This is a genomic window from Micromonospora sp. WMMD812, assembly GCF_027497215.1.
Lineage (GTDB): Bacteria > Actinomycetota > Actinomycetes > Mycobacteriales > Micromonosporaceae > Micromonospora.
Map to the genome: position 1 here is coordinate 3,120,687 of NZ_CP114904.1, position 21,178 is coordinate 3,141,864.

General features: G+C 74.2%; 19 protein-coding genes. 6 read left to right on the plus strand and 13 right to left on the minus strand.

Annotated elements, in window-relative coordinates:
* The first annotated feature begins 11 nt into the window (after nucleotides 1–11).
* On the plus strand, nucleotides 12–617 hold the full coding sequence (gene rpsD, locus O7603_RS14250) for a 30S ribosomal protein S4 (RefSeq protein ID WP_281576186.1): 606 nt from the start codon (nucleotides 12–14) through the stop codon (nucleotides 615–617).
* Nucleotides 614–772 (plus strand): hypothetical protein, encoded by a 159-nt coding sequence (locus O7603_RS14255; protein WP_281576187.1) that lies wholly within the window; start codon nucleotides 614–616, stop codon nucleotides 770–772. The genes rpsD and O7603_RS14255 overlap by 4 nt, the downstream gene beginning before the upstream one ends.
* 84 nt (nucleotides 773–856) lie before the next feature.
* Here the strand turns inward: O7603_RS14255 and ffh are convergent, their stop codons facing one another.
* The 10 genes from ffh to ftsY all read right to left on the minus strand — a co-directional run bounded on the left by ffh (nucleotide 857) and on the right by ftsY (nucleotide 12,687).
* Nucleotides 857–2,398: a signal recognition particle protein gene (ffh, locus tag O7603_RS14260; RefSeq protein WP_281576188.1), complete on the minus strand. Its 1,542-nt coding sequence runs from the start codon at nucleotides 2,396–2,398 to the stop codon at nucleotides 857–859.
* A 229-nt stretch (nucleotides 2,399–2,627) separates the two neighbouring features.
* Nucleotides 2,628–3,284: a response regulator transcription factor gene (locus O7603_RS14265; protein ID WP_281576189.1), complete on the minus strand. Its 657-nt coding sequence runs from the start codon at nucleotides 3,282–3,284 to the stop codon at nucleotides 2,628–2,630.
* The gene (locus tag O7603_RS14270) at nucleotides 3,281–4,408 is read right to left on the minus strand and encodes a sensor histidine kinase (protein ID WP_281576190.1); all 1,128 of its coding nucleotides are present in this window, start codon (nucleotides 4,406–4,408) and stop codon (nucleotides 3,281–3,283) included. The genes O7603_RS14265 and O7603_RS14270 overlap by 4 nt, the downstream gene beginning before the upstream one ends.
* Nucleotides 4,409–4,445: 37 nt before the next feature.
* Nucleotides 4,446–5,267 carry an ABC transporter permease subunit gene (locus O7603_RS14275; RefSeq protein ID WP_281576191.1) on the minus strand — a complete coding sequence of 274 codons (822 nt, stop codon included), beginning with the start codon at nucleotides 5,265–5,267 and terminating at the stop codon, nucleotides 4,446–4,448.
* Nucleotides 5,257–6,159, minus strand: a complete 903-nt coding sequence (locus O7603_RS14280; protein WP_281576192.1) for an ABC transporter ATP-binding protein — start codon at nucleotides 6,157–6,159, stop codon at nucleotides 5,257–5,259. Before O7603_RS14280 ends, O7603_RS14275 begins: the two co-directional genes overlap by 11 nt.
* A 168-nt stretch (nucleotides 6,160–6,327) precedes the next feature.
* Complete coding sequence (locus O7603_RS14285; protein ID WP_281576193.1) at nucleotides 6,328–8,601, minus strand: [protein-PII] uridylyltransferase; 2,274 nt, start codon at nucleotides 8,599–8,601, stop codon at nucleotides 6,328–6,330.
* Between the two features lie 11 nt (nucleotides 8,602–8,612).
* Complete coding sequence (locus O7603_RS14290; protein ID WP_348651077.1) at nucleotides 8,613–8,951, minus strand: P-II family nitrogen regulator; 339 nt, start codon at nucleotides 8,949–8,951, stop codon at nucleotides 8,613–8,615.
* 24 nt (nucleotides 8,952–8,975) lie between these two features.
* A complete protein-coding gene (locus tag O7603_RS14295) occupies nucleotides 8,976–10,388 on the minus strand; it encodes an ammonium transporter (protein WP_281576195.1) in 1,413 nt (470 codons plus the stop codon).
* 241 nt (nucleotides 10,389–10,629) lie between these two features.
* Nucleotides 10,630–11,493, minus strand: a complete 864-nt coding sequence (locus O7603_RS14300) for an aminoglycoside phosphotransferase family protein (protein ID WP_281576196.1) — start codon at nucleotides 11,491–11,493, stop codon at nucleotides 10,630–10,632.
* 6 nt (nucleotides 11,494–11,499) lie between these two features.
* Nucleotides 11,500–12,687: a signal recognition particle-docking protein FtsY gene (gene ftsY, locus O7603_RS14305; protein WP_281576197.1), complete on the minus strand. Its 1,188-nt coding sequence runs from the start codon at nucleotides 12,685–12,687 to the stop codon at nucleotides 11,500–11,502.
* Nucleotides 12,688–12,838: 151 nt separating this feature from the next.
* On the opposite strand from ftsY, the gene O7603_RS14310 reads away from it, so the two are divergent.
* The 4 genes from O7603_RS14310 (at nucleotide 12,839) to O7603_RS14325 (ending at nucleotide 16,328) form a co-directional block, all read left to right on the plus strand.
* Nucleotides 12,839–14,551 carry an alkaline phosphatase D family protein gene (locus O7603_RS14310; protein WP_281576198.1) on the plus strand — a complete coding sequence of 571 codons (1,713 nt, stop codon included), beginning with the start codon at nucleotides 12,839–12,841 and terminating at the stop codon, nucleotides 14,549–14,551.
* A 24-nt stretch (nucleotides 14,552–14,575) separates the two neighbouring features.
* Nucleotides 14,576–15,016 carry a MarR family transcriptional regulator gene (locus O7603_RS14315; RefSeq protein WP_281576199.1) on the plus strand — a complete coding sequence of 147 codons (441 nt, stop codon included), beginning with the start codon at nucleotides 14,576–14,578 and terminating at the stop codon, nucleotides 15,014–15,016.
* 252 nt (nucleotides 15,017–15,268) lie between these two features.
* Nucleotides 15,269–15,763, plus strand: a complete 495-nt coding sequence (locus O7603_RS14320) for a universal stress protein (RefSeq protein WP_281576200.1) — start codon at nucleotides 15,269–15,271, stop codon at nucleotides 15,761–15,763.
* A 43-nt stretch (nucleotides 15,764–15,806) separates the two neighbouring features.
* Nucleotides 15,807–16,328, plus strand: a complete 522-nt coding sequence (locus O7603_RS14325) for a DinB family protein (RefSeq protein ID WP_281576201.1) — start codon at nucleotides 15,807–15,809, stop codon at nucleotides 16,326–16,328.
* A gap of 22 nt (nucleotides 16,329–16,350) precedes the next feature.
* Here O7603_RS14325 and O7603_RS14330 read toward each other — a convergent pair whose 3' ends face one another.
* The 3 genes from O7603_RS14330 to O7603_RS14340 form a co-directional block, all read right to left on the minus strand.
* The gene (locus O7603_RS14330) at nucleotides 16,351–16,971 is read right to left on the minus strand and encodes an HAD-IA family hydrolase (protein WP_281576202.1); all 621 of its coding nucleotides are present in this window, start codon (nucleotides 16,969–16,971) and stop codon (nucleotides 16,351–16,353) included.
* Nucleotides 16,971–20,585 (minus strand): chromosome segregation protein SMC, encoded by a 3,615-nt coding sequence (smc, locus tag O7603_RS14335; RefSeq protein ID WP_281576203.1) that lies wholly within the window; start codon nucleotides 20,583–20,585, stop codon nucleotides 16,971–16,973. Before smc ends, O7603_RS14330 begins: the two co-directional genes overlap by 1 nt.
* A 370-nt stretch (nucleotides 20,586–20,955) precedes the next feature.
* Nucleotides 20,956–21,150: a hypothetical protein gene (locus tag O7603_RS14340; protein ID WP_091591078.1), complete on the minus strand. Its 195-nt coding sequence runs from the start codon at nucleotides 21,148–21,150 to the stop codon at nucleotides 20,956–20,958.
* Nucleotides 21,151–21,178: the final 28 nt, after the last annotated feature.

The following is a 21,178-nucleotide window of genomic DNA, read 5'->3' on the forward strand; positions in this document are numbered from 1 at the left end:
GGAGGCTACAGATGGCTGTCCGGACACAGGTGCGTCCCTCACCCACGGACGAGTTCCCGCTCCATCCCGCGTACGGCTACCGGATGCGCCGGCAACGCCAGCCGATCGGTGTGCGTGGTGGGCCGCGGCGCGCCCCGCGTGGGTACGCGCTGCCCGCCACCGAGTGGGACCAGGTCCGCTCCGCGTACGAGCTGCGCGGGCGGCAGGTGGTCCGGGCCATGGCGACGGCCGCCCGGCAGCCGGGCGACGCGACGGAGAACCTGGTCGGGCAGCTGGAGCAGCGGCTGGACAGCCTGGTCCACCGGGCGGGGTTCGCGCGCTCGATGGACGCCGCCCGGGACCTGGTCGCGCACAACGCGTTCACCGTCGACGGTGGCAAGGTCAGCCGGTCCTCGTACCTGGTCCGCCCCGGGCAGACCATCGCGGTGCGCCCGGACCGGCAGTGCCGCGCGCCGGTGGCCGTGGCGCTGGCCGAGCGCGACGGTGACGCGCCGCCGTACCTGGAGGTGAGCGAGGAGCGGTTCACCGCCACGCTGAGCCGGGAGCCGCAACGGCGGGACGTGCCCGCGCTACGGGACGTGCCGCTGGCCGTGCACGTGGACGAGGAGGCCCGATGAGCACGCCGATTCCGAACGACCGCCGGGTGCCCAACTACCTGCGGCAGAGCGGCCGGCCGGACCTGACGCCCCGGCAGCGCCGCCGCGCCGAGCAGAAGCAGGCGCGGCTGGACGCGAGGACCGGCCAGCGTTCGCCGAAGCCGGCACGCCCCTGAGACGCCGGGACGGCCGCCCGTCCGAGCTGGGACGGCGGGAACGGCACCGCCCCGCTCCGGCGAACCCGGGCGGGGCGGTCGGGGTCAGCGCTTGCCGTCGCCCTTGCCGAGCTTGTTGAAGTCGATCTTCGGCAGCTTGAAGCCGGGCGGCAGGCCCTGACCGGCGAGGTCGTTCGGGTCCATCCCGGCCGGCAGCTGCGGCATCCCGCCCGGGAAACCGCCGGGCAGCCCGGCGCCGGCGCGCGGCCGGCCGCCGCCCTTGGTGCCCTTGCGCTTGTTCTTGGGCGACTTGGTCGCCTTGCGCCGGCCTCCGGGCAGGCCCATCATGCCGCCCATCTGCTTCATCATCTTCTGCGCGTCGGCGAAGCGGTTGAGCAGCTGGTTGACGTCCATCACCGTGACCCCGGAGCCGTTGGCGATGCGCGCGCGGCGGGAGCCGTTGATGATCTTCGGGTTGCTGCGCTCGTGCGGGGTCATAGACCGGATGATGGCGGTCACCCGGTCGAAGTGCTTGTCGTCCAGCTCGGCGAGCTGGTCCTTCATCTGCCCCATGCCGGGCATCATCGACAGCACGTTGGCGATCGGACCCATCCGCCGGACGGCGATGAGCTGGTCGAGGAAGTCCTCCAGGGTGAACTGCTCGCCGCCCATCAGCTTGGCGGTCATCTTCTCCTTCTGATCGGTGTCGAAGGCCGCCTCGGCCTGCTCGATCAGAGTGAGGACGTCGCCCATGCCGAGGATCCGGCTGGCCATCCGGTCGGGGTGGAAGACGTCGAAGTCCTCCAGCTTCTCGCCGGTGGAGGCGAAGAGGATGGGCTGCCCGGTGACCTCCCGGACGGAGAGGGCGGCACCGCCGCGGGCGTCGCCGTCGAGCTTGGAGAGGACCACACCGGTGATGCCGACGCCGTCGCGGAACGCCTCGGCCGTGCGGACGGCGTCCTGACCGACCATCGCGTCGATGACGAAGATGACCTCGTCGGGGTCGACCGCGTCGCGGATGTCGGCGGCCTGCTGCATCATCTCGGCGTCGATACCGAGTCGGCCGGCGGTGTCGACGATGACGATGTCCCGGGCGGCCCGGCGGGCGTGCTCGATCGAGTCCCGCGCGACCCGCACCGGGTCGCCGACGCCGTTGCCGGGCTCCGGGGCGTACACCTCGACGCCGGCCCGGCCACCGAGCACCTGGAGCTGCCCGACGGCGTTGGGACGCTGGAGGTCGGCGGCGACCAGCATCGGCTGGTGGCCCTGGGCCTTCAGCCAGCGGGCCAGCTTGCCGGCGAGGGTCGTCTTACCGGAACCCTGGAGGCCGGCCAGCATGATCACGGTCGGCGGCTGCTTGGCGAACTGGAGCCGTCGCCCCTCGCCGCCGAGGACGTTGATCAGCTCCTCGTTGACGATCTTGACGATCTGCTGGGCCGGGTTGAGCGCCTGGGAGACCTCCGCGCCGCGCGCCCGCTCCTTGACGGCCGCGATGAAGCCCTTGACCACCGGCAGCGCGACGTCCGCCTCCAGCAGCGCGAGACGGATCTCGCGCGCGGTGGCGTCGATGTCGGCGTCGGTGAGCCGGCCCTTGCCGCGGAGCTTGGTGAAGATCCCGGAGAGGCGGTCACTCAAGGTGTCAAACACGCGAACATCCCGTTAGTCAGTCTTTCGGCGGGCACAAGTCGGCCGGCTCCGTCGAGTCCGGCCACCGCTAGGGTAGCCCGCCGCGCACACCCGCGCTCCACGCCGGCCCAGCCCCCGCGCCGTGCCGGGCGCCGCGCCCCCGCCTCGCGCCGATCTTGCACTTTCGGCCCACGACTCGCGGCGTTTGGTGGGGAATGTCGGGGCGGAAGGTGCAAGATCGCGGGGACGGTCAGGACGGGACCAGCCCCGACTGGTACGCGAAGACGACCAGCTGGGCCCGGTCCCGGGCGCCGAGCTTGACCATCGCCCGGCTGACGTGGGTACGCGCGGTCGCCGGGCTGACCACCAGCCGCCCCGCGATCTCCTCGTTGCTGAGCCCCTCGCCGACCAGGCCGACCACCTCGCGCTCCCGATCGGTCAGCGTGCCGAGCCGGGGGTGCGGGCGGGGCACCCGGGCCGGGCGGGTGGCGAACTCGCGCACCACCCGGCGGGTCACCGACGGTGAGAGCAGCGCCTCCCCCTCGGCCACCAGCCGGACCGCCCGCAGCAGCTCGGCGGGGCGGGTGTCCTTGGTGAGGAACCCGCTGGCACCGTGGCGCAGCGCCTCGAAGACGTACTCGTCCAGCTCGAAGGTGGTCAGCACGATCACCCGGGTGCCGGCCAGCTCCGGGTCGGCCACGATCCGCCGGGTCGCCTCGATCCCGTCCACGCCGGGCATCCGGACGTCCATGAGGATCACGTCCGGGCGCTCCCGCCGGGCCAGCTCGACGGCGGCCAGGCCGTCGGCCGCCTCACCGACCAGCGCCAGGTCCTCCTCGCTCTCCACCAGGGCGCGCAGCCCGATCCGGACCAGGTCCTGGTCGTCCGCGATCAACACCCTGATCATGACTGCTCCTCCACCGGCAACCTCGCGTGCACCCGGAATCCGCCGCCGACGGTGGGCCCGGCCTCGAACGACCCGCCCAGCGCGACGATCCGCTCCCGCATCCCGGCCAGCCCGGAGCCGGCCGTCCCGTGAGCCGCCCCGACGACGCCGCGCCCGGTGTCGGCCACCTCCACCTCGACCCCGGTCGGGGTGTAGCGGATCCGCACGGCGGCGGTCGCCGGGCCGGCGTGCCGCAGCACGTTGGTCAACGACTCCTGGACCACCCGGTAGGCGGCGAGGTCCACCGCGACCGGCAGCGCCGCCGGCTCCCCGTCGACCTCGACCGTGACCGGCAGCCCGGTTCCGGCCAGCCGGTCGCGCAGCGCCGGGACCTGGGCCAGCCCCGGCGCGGGCGCCCGCTCGGCCGTGCCGTCGCCCCGGCGGACCACCGCCAGCGTGACCCGCAGCTCGTCGAGCGCCTCCTTGCTGGTCCGGCTGATCGCGGCGAGCGCCGTGTGCGCCTGCTCGGGCCGCTTCTCGAGCAGGTGCAGCGCGATCTCCGCCTGCAGGTGGATGGCGGCGAGACCGTGCCCAACCACGTCGTGCACCTCCTGGGCCACCCGCAGCCGCTCGCCGTCGGCCAGCCGGCGGGCCTCTTCCGCCCGGTTGCGGGAAGCCGCCTCCCGGGTGAGCCGGACGGTGGTCCCGACCGCGAAGGGCACCGCCACCCACGCCGCGGCGGGCATGAGCCCGAGCAGGCCCGGTGGCTGGACGCCGACGAAGACGTGCGTGGTCAGCAGCACGAGCGCGATCGCGCCGCCGGTGGCCGCCGGCCGCAGCGCCCGGTGCGCGGCGACCGTGTAGACCGCGACGAGGAACGACACCAGGATCGGCCCGTACGGGTAGCCGAGCAGCAGGTACGCCGTGGCCGCCACGGCCGCCACGGCCAGCGTGAGGAACGGCCACCGACGCCGGACCGCCAGCGCCAGCGCGGCGACCACCACCAGCGCGTACGCCTGCCCGTCGGCGTCGACGCCGCGTTCGGCGGCGGACGGCCCGGTGCCGGCCAGCCCGAACGCGAGCACGACGAGGGCGAGGGCGGCGTCGCCGACGCTCTCCCGCCATCCGGGCCGTTCCCGGTCCACGCCGCCCCTCCCGTCGCTCCCCATCGTGCCCGCCCGCCTAGTCGATGTCCCGCCGGCGCAGCAGCACCGCGCCGGCCGCCGCGAACGCGACCAGATAGCCGGCCACCACCAGCGCGGCCTGCCCGCCACCGACCGACGTCGTCACCCCCGGCGTGTCCGAGGACGCGCCCAGCGCCGCCGCCAGTGACCCGGCGTTGGGACCGGGCAGGCCCTTCTGCAGCTGCGCCACCCAGTCCAGCAGCGGCGCGGCGATGGCGGCCAGCAGGTTCTGCACGGCGAGCATCCACACCAGGCCCAACCCGACCGGCAGGGCCACGGCGCGCAGGGCGACGGCCAGCACGACACCGAGCATCGCCCACATCATGGCGATGAGCCAGCCCGCCCCGACCCCGGTCAGCAGGTCGCCGAGCCCCGGCCAGTGCGCCGGCTGCGACTCGGCGGCGGCGATGAGCGCGCTGCCCACCGCGCCGACGCCGAACACGGCCAGGACGACGACCAATGCCGCGACCCCCAGCGCCGCCAGCTTGCCGGCGTAGACGGCCGTGCGGGACGGCCCCTGCGACAGCACCGTCTTCCAGGTGCCCCAGCCGTACTCGCCGCCGACCACGAGCACGCCGAGGATCAGCACGATCGCGCCGAGGAAGACCGGCAGCCCGCCGAGCGAGTTGCCGACCAACTGGTCCGGCAGCAGCGCGGGCAGTCCTCGCTCGCTGTTCGGGCCACCCGTGCCGCCGGCGTAGCCGGCGTACGGGAAGACGTACGTGAAGAGCGCCGCGAGCACCAGCGTGATGGCGAGCAGGAGCCAGGCGGCCGGCCGCCGCACCAGCTTGACCAGCTCGGCCCGGAAGCTACCGGACATCGGCCGTCTCCTTTCCGATCAGTTCGAAGAACACCTGCTCCAGGTCGCGCTCGCGGGGGCGCAGCTCCCGTACCGCCACCCCGGCCTGGACGAGTTCCGTGTTCAGCCAGGCCGCCCGTTCCGGTTCGACGGCCAGTTCCAGCCCGCCGTCGACCACCCGCACCCGGTCCGCGCCGAGGAGGGTCCTCGCGCGCTCGGCCGCGCCGTCCAGTGGCTCGGCCAGCACCCGCAGGCCGGCCGCGCCGCGCAGGTCCGCGACGCTGCCCTCGGCGACCAGCCGGCCCTGGGAGATCACTCCGACGCGGTCGCAGACCTGCTCGACCTCGCCGAGCAGGTGGCTGGAGAGGAGCACGGTGCAGCCGGCGGCACCGAGCCGGCGGATCAGCCGCCGCATGTCGGCCGTGCCGGCCGGGTCCAGTCCGTTGGTGGGTTCGTCGAGGATGAGCAGGCGCGGGTCCTTCAGCAGGGCGGCCGCCACCCCGAGGCGCTGCTTCATGCCGAGGGAGTAGCCGGCGTACCGGTCGCCGGCCCGCTGGGCGAGGTCGACCAGGTCGAGCACCAGCGGCACCCGGTCGGCCGGGGCGCCGGCGTAGCGGGCCAGCACCCGCAGGTTCTCCCGCCCGGAGAGGTACGGATAGAAGGCCGGTCCCTCGATCAGCGCGCCCACCGAGGCGAGCTGCCCGGCGCCCGGTGGCCGCCCGAGCAGCCGGACGGTGCCGGCGGTGGGGCGGACCAGGCCGAGCAGCATCCGCAGGGTGGTGGTCTTGCCGGCACCGTTGGGGCCGAGGAAGCCGTACACCTCGCCGGCCCGCACGGTCAGGTCGAGATCCCGCACGGCGGTCAGGCCGCCGTACCGCTTGGTGAGTCCTTCGGTCTGCACAGGCAGGTTCATGCCATCGAGGGTTCCGCGCGGCGGGCGTCGGCGCGTCGGCCGGCGGGCGGCTCCGCGGCTACGCGACTGGACGTAGCGGGCGGGCGCGGACGCCGCCCGGCGGCGGCGAACCCCGGTCACACCGCGGCGAGGAGGGCATCCTCCACGCGGGTCCGGGTGCCGTCGTCGTCACACCGCGCCGAGGACAGCCGCCTCCAGGCGGGCGCGGGTGGCGTCGTCGGGCCAGCCGCCGACCAGGTAGAAGGCGTCCACCACGTCGCCGCCGAGGGTGGAGATGCGGGCCGCCCGGACCTGGGCGCCGGCCTCGTCGAGCGCGCAGGTCACCCGGTAGAGCAGCCCGGCGGCGTCGGCGGCGCGCAGCTCCAACAGCGCCGCGTCGGTGGCCGCCTCCCGGTGCCAGACGACCCGGGGCGCGGCCCCCGAGCCGTGCGCCGCCAGGGCCCGGCCGCGCAGCCGCTGGGTGACGGAGACGTCGCCGGCGACCGCCCGGCGCAGGTCGGCGGTGAGCCCGATCGGGTCGGGCGCGAGGCCGTACCGGGGCTGTACCCGGCACTCGACCAGAGCGCGCCCGTCGACCGTCGAGGCGTCCGCGGAGATCACCTCCAGACGGTGCAGGGCCAGGCAGCCGGCCACCGTGGCGAGCAGGCCACGCCGGTCGGCCGCGGCGACGGCCACCCGGTCACCGCTGAGCTGGACCACCGGCAGGGGCTCGGCCAGCAGCGCCGGGTCCGGCGCGGGCGGGGCGGGCAGCACACCGCTGTCCAGGGCGGTGTGGACCCGGCCGACCAGCTCGGCGACGAGCCGACCCTTCCAGTCCGACCAGGCGGCCGGCCCGGTCGCGGCGGCGTCCGCCCGGACCAGGGCGTGCAGCAGGTCGAGGGTGGCCGCGTCGCCGACCGCCTCGGCGACCCCGGAGATGGTGATCGGGTCGGCCAGGTCCCGGCGGGTGGCCACGTCGGGCAGCAGCAGGTGCAGCCGGACCAGCGTGCCGATCAGCGCCACCTCGGCCTCGGGCAGGCCGATCCGGGCGGCCACCGCCTCGGCGATCGGGGCACCCACCGTGCTGTGGTCACCCGGAAGCCCCTTGCCGATGTCGTGCAGCAGGGCGCCGAGCAGCAGCAGGTCGGGCCGCTCCACGTCGCGGGAGTGGCGGCTGGCCTCGAACGCGGTCTGCACCAGGTGCCGGTCGAGGGTGAACCGGTGCACCGGGTTGTGCTGGGGCAGGCTGCGCACGCGGGTCCACTCGGGCAGCCAGCCGTCGACCAGGCCGTACCGGTCGCAGGTCTCCCAGGCGGGGACCAGTCCGGGGCCGGCGCCGAGCAGGGTGGTCAGCGCGGCCCGGGCGTCGGCCGGCCACGGCGTGGGCAGCGGCGGGCAGTACGCGGCCAGCCACTCGCAGGTCGCCCGGGCGATCGGCAGCCGGGTGGTGGCCGCCGCGGCGGCCACCCGCAGGGACAGGCTCGGATCCGGGCGGGCGCCGATCGCGGTCCGGGCGAGCACCAGCTCACCGTCGTGCTCCACCACGTCCCGGGCCACCGGGCGGCGGACCGGGCGGCCGGCGCCGACCCGGGACCGGCCGCCGCGCAGCCGATCGGCGGCGCGGAAGGCGTCGTCCAGGGCGTGGCTGACGGTACGGGCGTCGCCGGCCACCCGCCGCAGCAGGGCGTCGCCGTCCTCCAGCCCGAGCAGCGCGGCCACCCCGTCCCGCTCCTGGGCGACCAACCGGTCGACCCGGCGGCCGACCTGCTCGTGCAGCGCGTCCCGGACGTCCAGGAGCCGCAGGTGCGCGGCCCGGACGGCGGGACGCAGCGCGTCGGTGACGCCGGCGGTCGCGACGGCCCGCAGGATGCCCACGTCGCGCAGCCCGCCGGCGGCCTCCTTGAGGTCCCCTTCGAGCAGGAAGGCCAGTTCGCCGTGGGCCTGCCAGCGGGCGGCGGTGATCTCGCGCAGGTGCGGGAGCCGGCGGACGGCGGTGCGCCGCCAGTGGTCGGCGGCGCTGCGGATGAGCGACTCGGCGAGGGTGGGGTCGCCGGCGACCAGCCGGGCGTCCAGCAGCCCGAGAGCCACCTTCACGTCGTCCTGGGCGACCGAGAGGGCCTCGCCGACGGTGCGGACGGAGTGGTCGAGCCGCAGCCCGGCGTCCCACACCGGGTACCAGATGGCGGCGGCCAACTCGTCGACGCCGGGCACGCCGGCGTGCAGCAGCACCAGGTCGAGGTCGCCGTGCGGGGCGCACTGCCGCCGCCCCAGCCCGCCGACGGCGAGCAGCGCCACCCCCGGCCGGGGCGGCAGCAGCGGCGCCAGGAACGCGTCGTACGCGCCGGCCCGCCGCTGCCGCGCCTCCGCGCCGACGCCGGAGATGGCGAGGACCCCGTCGACCGGGCGGGTCGCGCCTGCGGGAGCGGGGGTTCCCGGCGCGGCCCTCCCGGTCAACGAGGTCATCGTGGCTTCTCCTACAGGGCGTCCAGACCGCGCTCGCCCGTACGGACCCGGACGACCTCCTCGACGGCGGTCACCCAGACCTTCCCGTCGCCGATCTTTCCGGTACGCGCGGCGCCGACGATCGCGTCGACGATCTTCTCCACGTCGATCTCGTCGGTGAGCACCTCGACCCGGATCTTGGGCAGGAACTCGACGGTGTACTCGGCACCCCGGTAGACCTCGGTGTGCCCCTTCTGCCGCCCGTACCCCTGGACCTCGCTGACGGTCAGCCCGGCCACCCCGAGGGCGTGCAGGGCCTCCTTCACCGCGTCCAACTGGTAGGGCTTGATGACCGCGGTCACCAGCTTCATGTCCAACCCCTCCATCCGAGAACGTTAACCGGCGACCTTTTCGCTGACCGGCTCGGCGGGCTCCGCCGCCGCGGGCTCGCCCGCCGCCGGCTTGGCGCCGCTCGGCGCGATGCCGGCCATCGCGAACGCGCCGCCGCTGCCGCCGCCCGCCGGGGAGAGGTCGTAGCCGCTCTCCGCGTGCTCGGCGATGTCGATACCCCCGACCTCGTCCTCCGAACGGACCCGGAAGCCGATGGTCTTCTCGATCGCGAACGCGATCAGCCAGGCGATCCCGAAGGACCAGACGCTCACGATCACACCGGCCAGAGCCTGCCGACCCAGCTGCGTCACCCCGCCGCCGTAGAAGAGGCCGTCGGAGGCGCCGACCACGTCGGTGATCGCGGCGTTGACCGAGTTGGTGGCGAACAGGCCCAGCCAGAGCGAGCCGATCCAACCGCCGACGAAGTGCACGCCGACGACGTCGAGGGAGTCGTCGTAGCCCAGCTTGTACTTGAGGCTGACCGCGAGCGCGCAGACCGCGCCGGCCACCAGGCCGAGCAGCACCGACGCCCAGGGGGCGATGAAGCCGCACGCCGGCGTGATGGCGACCAGACCGGCGATCGCGCCCGAGGAGGCGCCCACCATCGTCGGCTTCCGGTCCTTGATCCACTCCACCACGATCCAGCCGAGCACGGCGGCGGCCGTGGCGAGCTGGGTGTTGATGAAGGCCAGGCCGGCGACGGAGTCGACGGTCAGCTCCGAGCCGGCGTTGAAGCCGAACCAGCCGAACCAGAGCAGCCCGGCGCCGAGCGCGACCAGCGGGATGTTGTGCGGCTTCATGCCCTCCCGCGGCCAGCCCAGCCGCTTGCCGAGCACCAGCGCGACGGCCAGGGCCGCGGCTCCGGCGTTGATGTGCACGGCGGTACCGCCGGCGAAGTCCAGCGCGTGGATGTCGCCGCCGATGATGCCGCCGCCCCAGACCCAGTGCGCGACCGGGAAGTAGACCAGGGTCGCCCAGCCGAAGGCGAACAGCAGCCAACCGGCGATCTTGGCGCGGTCGGCGATGGCGCCACTGATCAGCGCGACGGTGATCACCGCGAAGACCATCTGGAACGCCATGAAGACGTACAGCGGGACGCCGATGCCGCTCGGGTTCTCGGCGGTCGCGCCCCAGAGGTCGGTCTCGGCGAGGAAGGTCTTGGTGCCGAGGTAGGCCGCCGGGTCGCCCCAGAAGCCGTTGACATCGCTACCGAACGCGATGCTGAAGCCGTAGAACCACCACAGAACAGAGATGAGCCCGATCGCCGTGAAGCTCATCATCATCATGTTGAGTACGCCCTTGGCCCGGTTGAGGCCGCCATAGAACAGCGCCAGTCCCGGTGTCATAAGGAGCACGAGCGCGGTCGACACCAGCAGCCATACGGTGTTGCCGGAGTCGATCGTCGGTGCTTCAGGCACGCTGGCCTCCTAAGGTGAAGTTCCCTCCTTCGCGGCTTCCGGGGCAGCGTCGCCCGTAGGCCGGTTGCGCGGAAGCTTGGTTGCCTGCTGTTTCACCGAGGGTCCCATGCCGGTTTCCGTTCGGTGACGGGTTGTTTCGTACGTGTGAAGCGGGTTGTCCGTCGGGCGTCATGGACGGCGGTGGATCGCCCGTACGGCCGGCGTCGATGTCCGACCGGCCGGCACGGTCCACCGCCCCCTCTCAGCGCAGCGCGTGCTCCAGGGCGTGCCGCTCATAGTCGAGCAGCCGCAGGTCGCGCATCGGGCGGCGCAGGTGCCCCTTGTGCACGATCCGGACGAAGGCCGGCTCGCCGGCGGCGGCCATCCGCCGGATCCCCTCGACGTGGTCGACGATCCGCTTGCGGATGGTCCGGATCAGCCGGTGCCGGTCGCGCGGGATCAGACCGTACGCGTCGGCGAAGAGCCGGAGGCGACGGGGGCGGTCCGGGTGCTTCCAGCCGAGGGTGATCGAGTCCCGGTCGGAGAAGATCGGCACCCAGGTCCACGCCGCGTACGCGACGTCGTAGATCCGGGCGCCGGGCGAGGCCAGGTCGAAGTCGATCAGGCCGAGCGTGCCGTCCGGCCGCCAGATGACGTTGTGCGGGGCGGCGTCGTGATGGCAGATCACCTCGGTGTCCGGCGGCGGCGGGCCGAACGAGCGCCAGACGGCGTTCGGTGGCGGGACGAAGCCGTACTGCGCGTCGTGGAACATCCGCAGCATGGTGGCGACGGTCACCAGGGCCTCGTCGGTCACCCAGTGCGGGGCGAGCGGGTACTCCCCGCACTCCCCCTCCAGGTACGACAGCACCTCGCGGTTGCGCTCGTCCATGCCGAGCGCGCGGGGGGCGCCGGTGAACCCGACGTACTCCAGATGGCGCAGCAGGGCGTGCACCGAGGGAGTCCACGGCCCGGCGTTGCGCCGGACCGTGTCGCCGACCCGGACCACGGTGCTCACGTTCCCGCCGTGCAGCGGGATCTCCTGTGACGTCACGTACGGTCTCCCCAGGCGCTGTGAGGGGTGGCTCGGGTCGCGCCAGCCCGCGTACGCGCGATCGTCGGTGGTCACCCGAGACTACGCGTCCCGTGCGGCGGCTTCGGTGCCCAGCAGAGCGTCGACGAACTGTGCCGGGTCGAACGGCGCCAGGTCGTCCGGCCCCTCGCCGAGGCCGACGAGCTTCACCGGGATGCCGAGCTTGCGCTGCACCGCGATCACGATGCCGCCCTTGGCGGTGCCGTCGAGCTTGGTCAGCACCACGCCGGTCACGTTGACCACCTCGGTGAACACCCGGGCCTGCTCCAGGCCGTTCTGCCCGGTCGTGGCGTCCAGGATCAGGATCGTCTCGTCGATCGGGCCGTGCTTCTCCACCACCCGCTTGACCTTGCCCAGCTCGTCCATCAGGCCGACCTTGTTCTGCAGCCGGCCGGCGGTGTCGATCAGCACCGTGTCGACCCCGGTGTCGATGCCGCGCCGGACCGCGTCGAAGGCGACGCTCGCCGGGTCGGCGCCCTCGGGGCCGCGCACCGTCTCGGCGCCGACCCGCCCGGCCCAGGTCTCCAGCTGGTCCGCGGCGGCGGCCCGGAAGGTGTCCGCGGCGCCGAGCACCACGCTGCGGCCGTCCGCGACCAGCACCCGGGCGATCTTGCCGCAGGTGGTGGTCTTGCCGGCGCCGTTGACGCCGACCACCAGCAGCACGGCGGGCACGCCGTCCTTGCGCTCCGTCCGGAGCGCGCGGTCCAGGGTCGGGTCGAGCGCGTTTACCAGCTCGGCGGCGAGCAGCGCGCGCAGCTCCCCGGCGGTGCGGGTGCCCAGCACCCGGGTGCGCTCGCGCAGCCGGTCGACGATCTCGCGTGTGGCGTCGATGCCGACGTCGGCGGTGATCAGGCTGTCCTCGATCTCCTCCCAGGTGTCCTCGTCCAGGTGGTCCCGGCTGAGCAGCCCGAGCAGGCTCTTGCCGAAGACGCCCTGCGAGCGGGAGAGCCGGCTGCGCAGCCGGACCAGTCGCCCGGCGGTCGGCTCCGGGACCTCCAGCACCGGCGCCGGAACCTCCACCACGGGCGGCTCGACCAGCACTCCGGTGGCGAGTTCGGCCTCCGGCGCCTCGACCGGTGGGCCGGCGAGGTCCTCCTCCGCCCGTGTCTCGACCTCCGTCGTCGGAAGCGGTGGCTCCGGGCGGCGGCGCAGGCGCGGTACGACCAGCCCGAGGGCGCCGAGGATCAGCACGCCGAGCAGGGCGAGTGCGATGAGGAGGTATTCCGTCATGCCGAAATCCTGTCAGATGCCGGCGACGGCGTCCCCATCACGCCACCCCGAACCCCTCGGGAAGCGGCGGTAGGCTCGGTCACAGCCAGCAGTGGTGCGACCGCCGGCCGGGTAGTAAAGATGAAGTCCGCTCGTCCCCGGAGGTCCCGTCATGCCCGCCCCACACCTGCTCATCGGCCCGCTGCTGCGCCGGGTCGTCGGCACGCGGGCCACCGTCTGGGTCGAGACCGGCGCGCCCGCGGTGGTCACCGTCCGCACCGCCGACGGCGCCACCGGCATCGCGCCCACCTTCACCGCGTACGACCACCACTACGCTCTGGTGGTGGTGGAGGGGCTGACCCCGGACAGCACGACCACCTACCAGGTGCTGGTCGACGACGAGGTGGTGTGGCCGGAGCCCCGGTCCGGGTTCCCGCCGAGCGTGATCCGCACCCGGGCCGCCGACGACCGCGACCAGCCGGTCCGGATGATCTTCGGCTCCTGCCGGGAGACCACCCAGCACGCCACCACCCGCAAGCTCCCGCCCGACGCGCTCGACGCGTACGCCCGGCGGCTGATGGCCGACCCCGACCCGGACGGGCGTCCCGACCTGCTGGTGCTGCTCGGCGACCAGGTCTACGCGGACATCACCTCGCCCACGGTGCGCAAGCTGCTCCGGCGCCGCCGGCGGCGGCCGGAGGGCGCGCCGGCCGACCAGGTGGTGAGCTTCGACGAGTACACCAAGCTCTACCTGGAGTCATGGCGCGACCCGGAGATCCGGTGGCTGCTCTCCACCGTGCCGAGCGTGATGATCTTCGACGACCACGAGATCATCGACGACTGGAACACCTCGGCGTCCTGGCGGGCCGACGCCCGGGCGCAGCCGTGGTGGGCGGAGCGGATCTGCAGCGGCCTCGCGTCGTACTGGGTCTACCAGCACCTGGGCAACCTGTCGCCGGACGAGGTCGCCGCCGATCCGGTCTTCGCCAAGGTCAGCGCCGCCGAGGACGCGACCGGGGTGCTGCGCGAGTTCGGGCAGCGGGTGGACCAGGAGTCCGACCTCGCACACGACACGGAACGGTGGCGCGCGGTGCAGTACCAGTGGAGCTACGCGCTCGACCTGGGCCGGACCCGCCTCGTCATGCTCGACAACCGGTGCAGCCGGGTGCTCGACACGGGCAAGCGGGCGATGCTGCCACCCGGCGAGTGGTCGTGGTTCCTCGACCAGGCGCACGGCGTCTACGACCACCTGGTGGTCGGCGCGTCGCTGCCCTGGCTGCTGCCGCCCGGCATCCACCACGTCGAGGCGTGGAACGAGCGGCTGGCGGACTCCCGGCGGCAATGGGTGGCCCGCCTGGGCGAGAAGCTGCGCCGGGCGCTGGACCTGGAACACTGGGCCGCCTTCCGCCGGTCGTTCGAGGCGCTCGGCGCCACCTTCGCGCGGATCGGCAGCGGCACCCCGGGCGCCCCGGGCGACCGGGTCGGCGCCGGCCCGGCGTACGCGCCACCGGCGTCGATCAGCGTGCTCTCCGGTGACGTGCACCACTCGTACGTGGCCCGTGCCCGGTTCGGCGACCCGGCGGTCACCACCCCGGTGCACCAGCTGACCTGCTCGCCGATCCACAACCAGGTGCCGGCCGCGATGCGCCCGCTGATGCGGCTCGGCTGGTCGTCGGGCCCGGCCACGGCCACCCGGGCGCTGGCCCGCTCGGCCGGGGTGCGCCGGCCCGGGGTGCGGTGGCGCAAGCTGGCCGGCCCGTACTTCGGCAACGCGGTGGCGACCCTGGTGCACCGGGGCCGCTCCGCCGAGGTCACCATCGAGGGCACCACCAGCGACGGGCATCTGCGGCCGGTGATGCGGCAACGGCTCACCGACGCCGCCTGACCCCCGCCCCGTACTCTCTACGCCGTGGATGAGCAGCACGCGGAGACCCTGCGCGCGGTCGAGCACGAGCTGACCGCGCTGCTACGGCGGGGCCGGGCGGTCTCCTGGGAGGTCGCCCGGGAGGTGCACCAGAACCTCGAACCGAACGCGTACGGGCTGCTGCTCTGGCTGCGCCGCTGCGACTCGGTGCGGCTGACGGACCTGGCCACCCGCCTCGGCATCGGCAAGGGGACGCTGAGCCGGCAGATTCGCGGGCTGGAGACGCTCGGCCTGGTCCGGCGGGTCCCGGATCCGACCGACCGGCGGGCGGCGCAGCTGAGCCTCACCGAGGAGGGGCAGCGCCGGTTCGACGCGGCGCGGGCGGCGCGGATGGGGCACATCCGGGGCACGCTGGAGAGCTGGCCGGCCGAGGACGTGGCGGAGTTCGCCCGGCTGCTCGGCCGCTTCAACGACGCCTGGTCCTGATCGCGTCCGTGGGCGGTGTGCACCGCGGCCGGCCGGCGGGGCCGGCGGCCGGTGCGCCCCGTGCGACACCCAGGGATGTCCGGAACATCCCACTCGCCGCTCGTGTTGTTGCTTTGGGCAACCAAGTCCTATGGTGGCCTGGGAACCCGTCCGGATCCGAGCGATAGTGGAGAGCGCGCACGGCCACGGCCGCGGGCTGGCCGCCCGGCACCCCCGTGGTCGGCACCGGCGAGCGGAGATGAGGAGGCGGCCGTGAGCGTGGGAGCACCCGACCGGGAGGAGTACGGTCCGGAGGCCCGACCGCTGCCGTTCGAGCGCGGCACGGACGGCCCCCGCGTGGTGCTGGTCGGCGTGGACGGCACGCGCACCTCCGCGCGGGCCGGGTGGTACGCCGCCGGGCTGGCGCGTCGGCAGGGTGCGGCGCTCGTGGTCGTCTTCGTCAGCGCGCCGAACGGGCTCACCGCGCTGATGCCCGGCGTGGACGCCGGGGCGATCCAGCGGGCCCAGGACGAGCTGGCCGCCGAGCTGCGCCGGGACTTCCGCCGCGGCGCCGACGAGCTGAACCTGCCGGTCACGTTCGTCTGCCGGCGCGGGGACGCGTACACCGAACTGCGGGACGCGGCCGACGAGTTCCAGGCGGACCTGGTGGTGGTCGGCACCTCCGAGCAGGCCGGGCACCGGCTCGTCGGGTCGGTGGCGACCCGCCTGGTGCGCACCGGCCGCTGGCCGGTCGTCGTGGTCCCCTGATATCCGGTCGCCGGGTGTCAGGATTCCCGTGGATCATGTCGGGATGACCTGGAGAGCACCTGAGATCACCCGCACCCCCGAGCCGTACGTCGCCGACGAGCGCACGATGCTGGAGGGCTGGCTCGACTACCACCGGCAGACCCTGCTGCTGAAGTGCGCCGGCCTGACCCGCGAGCAGTTGACCACGCCGAGCGTCGAGCCGTCCGGGCTGACCCTGCTCGGGCTGGTCCGCCACCTGGCCGAGGTGGAGGCCTGGTGGTTCCGGGAGAACTTCGCCGGCCAGAAGGTCGACTACCCGTACTTCACCCCGGAGCAGCCGGACGCCGATTTCGACGCCGGCGCCGGCGACCCGGAGGCCGACTTCGCCATCTTCCATCGGGAGGTCGAGCTGGCCCGGGCCGCGGCGGCCGGCCGGTCCCTCGACGAGACGTTCACCGAGGTGGGCCCGAAGGCCCGGGTGTTCAACCTGCGCTGGATCTACGTGCACCTGATCGAGGAGTACGCCCGGCACAACGGCCACGCCGACCTGATCCGCGAACGCCTCGACGGCGTCACCGGCGAGTGACCGGCGCCCCCGGCCGCCCGCCTCAGTACGCCAGCGCGGCCCGGAGGTAGCGCAGGTCGCCGGGCCCCGTCCAGCGGTGGGCGGAGAGCCCGGCGGCCCGGGCCCCCCGGACCGACCAGTCCTCGTCGTCGGTGAAGAGCACCCGGTCCGGCGGGGTCGCCACCGCCTGGCAGGCCGCCTGGAAGTACTCCTTGGCCGGCTTGTTCACCCCGAGCCGGTACGAGTTGACCACCGCGTCGAACTCGCCGGTCAGGTCGAGCGCGGCCAGGTCGTCGTCGAGCCGGTCGGTGGCGTTGGTGGCGAGCCCCACCCGGACGCCGCCGGCCCGCGCCTCCCGGATGAAGTCCAGCACCTCGGCGTCCACCTCGCCGCGGTAGGTCTGCCACTCCTCGACCGCCGCCCGGGCCCGCTCCGGCCCGCCGGCCGGCTCGGCCAGCGCGTCGGCCACGCTGGTCATCCAGTCGGCGTGGCTGACCTGGCCGGTGAGCACCGGCTGGAGGCGTCCCCACTGCATGGCGATCTCGGTGAGCACCCCGCCGGCGAGGCCGTACCGCTGCTCCACCCCGGCCGCGACCGCCGGGTCCCAGCGTCGCAGGACGCCGTCGAAGTCCACCAGGAGCGCCTTCGCACGTTCCCGAGCCACTACCCGTTCTCCTCGCCGCGGCCCTGCCGCTCGTTCTCCTCGTCGGCCCGGCTGAGCCGCTGGCTGATCACCTGGGTGACCCCGCCGCGCATGGTCACGCCGTACAGCGCGTCGGCGACTTCCATGGTCCGCTTCTGGTGCGTGATGACGATCAACTGGCTCTTCTCCCGCAGCTGCGCCAGCAGCGTGATCAGCCGGCCGAGGTTCACGTCGTCGAGCGCCGCCTCCACCTCGTCCATGATGTAGAACGGGCTGGGTCGTGCGCGGAAGATCGCCACCAACATGGCCACCGCGGTCAGCGACCGCTCACCGCCGGAGAGCAGCGACAGCCGCTTGATCTTCTTGCCCGGGGGCCGGGCCTCCACCTCCACGCCCGTGGTGAGCAGGTCGTCCGGGTCGGTGAGCACCAGCCGTCCCTCGCCGCCGGGGAAGAGCACGGTGAAGACCTGCTCGAACTCCCGGGCCGTGTCGGCGAACGCGCTGGCGAAGACCTCCAGGATCCGGTCGTCGACGTCCTTGACCACCGTGAGCAGGTCCCGCCGCGTGGCCTTGAGGTCCTCCAGCTGCTCGGAGAGGAACTTGAAGCGCTCCTCCAGCGCGGCGAACTCCTCCAGCGCGAGCGGGTTCACCTTGCCGAGCAGGGCCAGCTCGCGCTCCGCCTTCGCGGCCCGCTTCTCCTGCACCGGCCTCTCGTACCGGACCGGCTCGGGCACCGGCAGGCCGTCCCGCTCGGCCGCGGCGACGTCCGCCTGGGTCGGCGGGACGGGCTGGGTCGGACCGTACTCGGCGACCAGCGTCTCCACGTCCAGGCCGAAGTCCTCGGCCGCCTTCGCCTCCAGCTGCTCGATGCGCAGCCGCTGCTCGGCACGGGCCACCTCGTCGCGGTGCACCTGGCTGGTCAGCCGCTCCAGTTCGGTGCCGAGCCGCTTGGCCGCGCCGCGTACCTCCTGGAGCTCGGCCTCCCGCGCGGCGCGCTCCCGCGCCACCGCGTCCCGGTGCTCCTCGGCCGTGGCGATCGAGGTGGTCAGTCGGGTGAGCGCCTCCCGCGCTCCGCCGGCGACCGCCCGGGCGATCGCCGCGCCGCGGGTCCGCGCGGCGCGGCGGGCGGCGGCCCGCTCCCGCGCGGCGCGCTCGGCGGTGGCCTGCCGGCGCAGTGAGTCCGCGCGCCCGGCGATCGAGGAGACGCGCTCCTCGGCGGTACGCACCGCCAGCCGGACCTCCATCTCGTTCTGCCGGGCCTGCGGCGCCATCGCGGCCAGCTGGTCCCGGTCCTCGGTGGAGGGCTCGGCGTCGACCGGGGTCTCCTCGGCCAGCCGCAGCCGCTCCTCAAGCTCGGCCAGGGCCAGCAGGTCACGTTCCCGGGCCGCCTCCGCGCGGGCCCGGGACTCGCCGAGCCGGTCGGTCTCCGCCTTCGCCGATCGGGCCGCCGCGCCCAGCTCGGCGAGCCGGCGGGCGGCGGCGTTGCGGTGGCTCTCCGCCTCCCGCTTCGCCGCGGCCGCGTGCTGCACCGCCTCCTTGGCGGCGGCCACCTCGGCCCGCGCCTCGACGAGTTGCTCGCGCAGCTCGCCGCCGGTCCGCTCGGCGGCGATCCGGTTCGCCCGCGCCTCCTCGACGGCGGCCTGCACCTCGATGAAACTGGGCGCCTTGGCCGACCCGCCGGCCGCCGCGTACGCCCCGACCACGTCGCCCTCCGGGGTGACCGCCCGCAGCTCGGGATTGGTGGCGACCAGCTCGGCCGCGACGGCCAGATCGTCGACGAGGACCACGTCGCGCAGCGCCCGGTGCACCGCCGGCCGCAGCTGCTCGCCGCACTCCACCAGGTCCGGCGCCCAGCGCGCGCCGGCGGGCAGCGCCGGACGCAGCGCGTCGGTCGGGCCGTCCATGCCGGGGCCGGCCGGGCTGCCGACCAGCAGTCCGGCCCGCCCGGCGTCGGAGATCTTCAGCAGCCGCATCGCCTCGATCGCCTCGTCCACGCCGCTCACCGCGACGGCGTCGGCCAGACCGCCGAGCGCGGCGGCCAGCGCGGCCTCGTGCCCCGGCGCGACGGTGAGCAGCCCGGAGAGGCTGCCGAGCAGGCCGGGCACCTCCCCGGCCCGGGCCAGCAGGGCGCCCGCGCCGTCCTTGCGGCGCAGGCCGAGCGCGAGTGCCTCCTCGCGCGCCTTCCAGGTGGCGGCGTCCTTCTCGGCGGCACGCTCGGCGTCGGACAGCGACCGGACGGCGGCCTGGGCCCGTTCCTGCACGGCGACCGCCTCGTCGTGCCGAGCGTCCAGGTCGGCGTTGTCCCGGTCCGCCTCGGTGGACTGGGCGGCCACCGCGTCCAGGTCGGCCTGGGCCTTCTCGGCCCGGCCCAGCGCGTCGGCGTGCGCGACGGCGAGCCGCTCGATCTCCTCGCCCGCGCTGGTGGTCCGGGCCCGGGCGGAGTTGACCTGGCCGGTCAGCCGGGCCAGCCCCTCCCGGCGGTCGGCGATCGCCTTGGCCGCGGCGACCAGTTCCCGCTCGGCGGCGGCGAGCTGGCGCTCCAGCTCCTGGCGGTGCTCCACCGCCTCGGCCAGCCGGATCTGGTCGTCGGTGAGCGCCGCGCGCAGCTCCTCCTCCTGCTCGCGGACCCGCTCCGCCTCCGCCTCCAGCTGGGCCGGGTCGCGGCCGGGACGCTCGTCGTCGGGGGTGGCGCTGAGGTGGCGCAGCCGCTCCCGGGCGAGTTGCTCGATCGACCGGAACCGCTCCTGCAGGGCGGACAGCTTGTACCAGGTGTCCTGGGCGGCGGCGAGCAGTGGCGCGTCCTCCGCCAGGGCCGCCTCCAGCTCGCCGAGGCGCTGCTGCACCTCGCCGTGCTCCGCCTCGACCTGCTCCCGCCGGTCCCGCAGCGCGGTCTCGTCGGCGATCTCCTTGTCCAGGGTGGCGCGCAGGGTGGCCAGGTCGTCGGCGAGCAGCCGCAGCCGGGCGTCGCGCAGGTTGGCCTGGATGGCCGCGGCCCGCCGGGCCACCTCGGCCTGTCGGCCGAGCGGCTTGAGCTGGCGGCGCAGTTCGGTGGTGAGGTCGGTCAGCCGGTTCAGGTTGGTCTGCATCGCGTCGAGCTTGCGCAGCGCCTTTTCCTTGCGCTTGCGGTGCTTGAGGACGCCGGCGGCCTCCTCGATGAACGCGCGCCGGTCCTCCGGCTTGGCGTGCAGCATGCCGTCGAGCCGGCCCTGGCCGACGATGATGTGCATCTCCCGGCCGATGCCGGAGTCGGACAGGAGTTCCTGGATGTCGAGCAGCCGGCAGGAGTTGCCGTTGATCTCGTACTCGCTCTCGCCGGAGCGGAACATCCGGCGGGTGATGGACACCTCGGTGTACTCGATGGGCAGCGCGCCGTCGGTGTTGTCGATCGTGAGCGTGACCTCGGCCCGGCCCAGCGGCGCCCGGCCCGCGGTGCCGGCGAAGATGACGTCCTCCATCTTGCCGCCGCGCAGCGCCTTGGCACCCTGCTCGCCCAGCACCCAGGCGATGGCGTCGACGACGTTGGACTTGCCGGAGCCGTTCGGGCCGACCACGCAGGTGATCCCCGGCTCCAGCTTCAGCGTCGTCGCGGAGGCGAAGGACTTGAAGCCCTTCACCGTCAGGCTCTTGAGATGCACTTCCCGATCCTCGTCCGGTGGCCGCCGTACCGTCGCCGGCTGCGCGGACCTGGGTGAACCCGCAGACTAACCCGCGCCGCCCGCGTGCGCGCCACGCGACCCGCCTTCCGATCCCGCCGACGGTGCGGTTCCAGCCCGCTCGGGGCGGCCACGGAACGGTCATCGGTACGCCGCGGCAAAGGCGATCGCCGTTCACGCGACGGATCCGGAGCGCCGTTTTCCCGGAAAGTGTCGACGCAGTTCCGCACCGGATCACGGCAAGATCGAATAAATGGCGGCCGGAAAAAGTGTGGAGACAGAGCTGCGCGCCGGCACACAGTGTCGGCGCGCGTTTTCTGCGTGGTGCGATTCAGTTTTTCGACGTGGCGGGTCAGGTGAGCGCGGGCTCGGCGAGCCGGAGCAGATCGTCCGCCTCGCTCGCGGCCGCGGCGAGCCGATCATTTTCGGCACGCAGACGCGTGAGCTCGAACTCGAGTGCCTGAACCCTGGCACGCAGTCGGGTGACCTCGTCGAGCAGACGCCGGTCGGGCGCTGCACCTACGTGGCCGTAGAGGGCCTTCGCCATGTTGACTCCTTGATATGCGCTGCCGGAA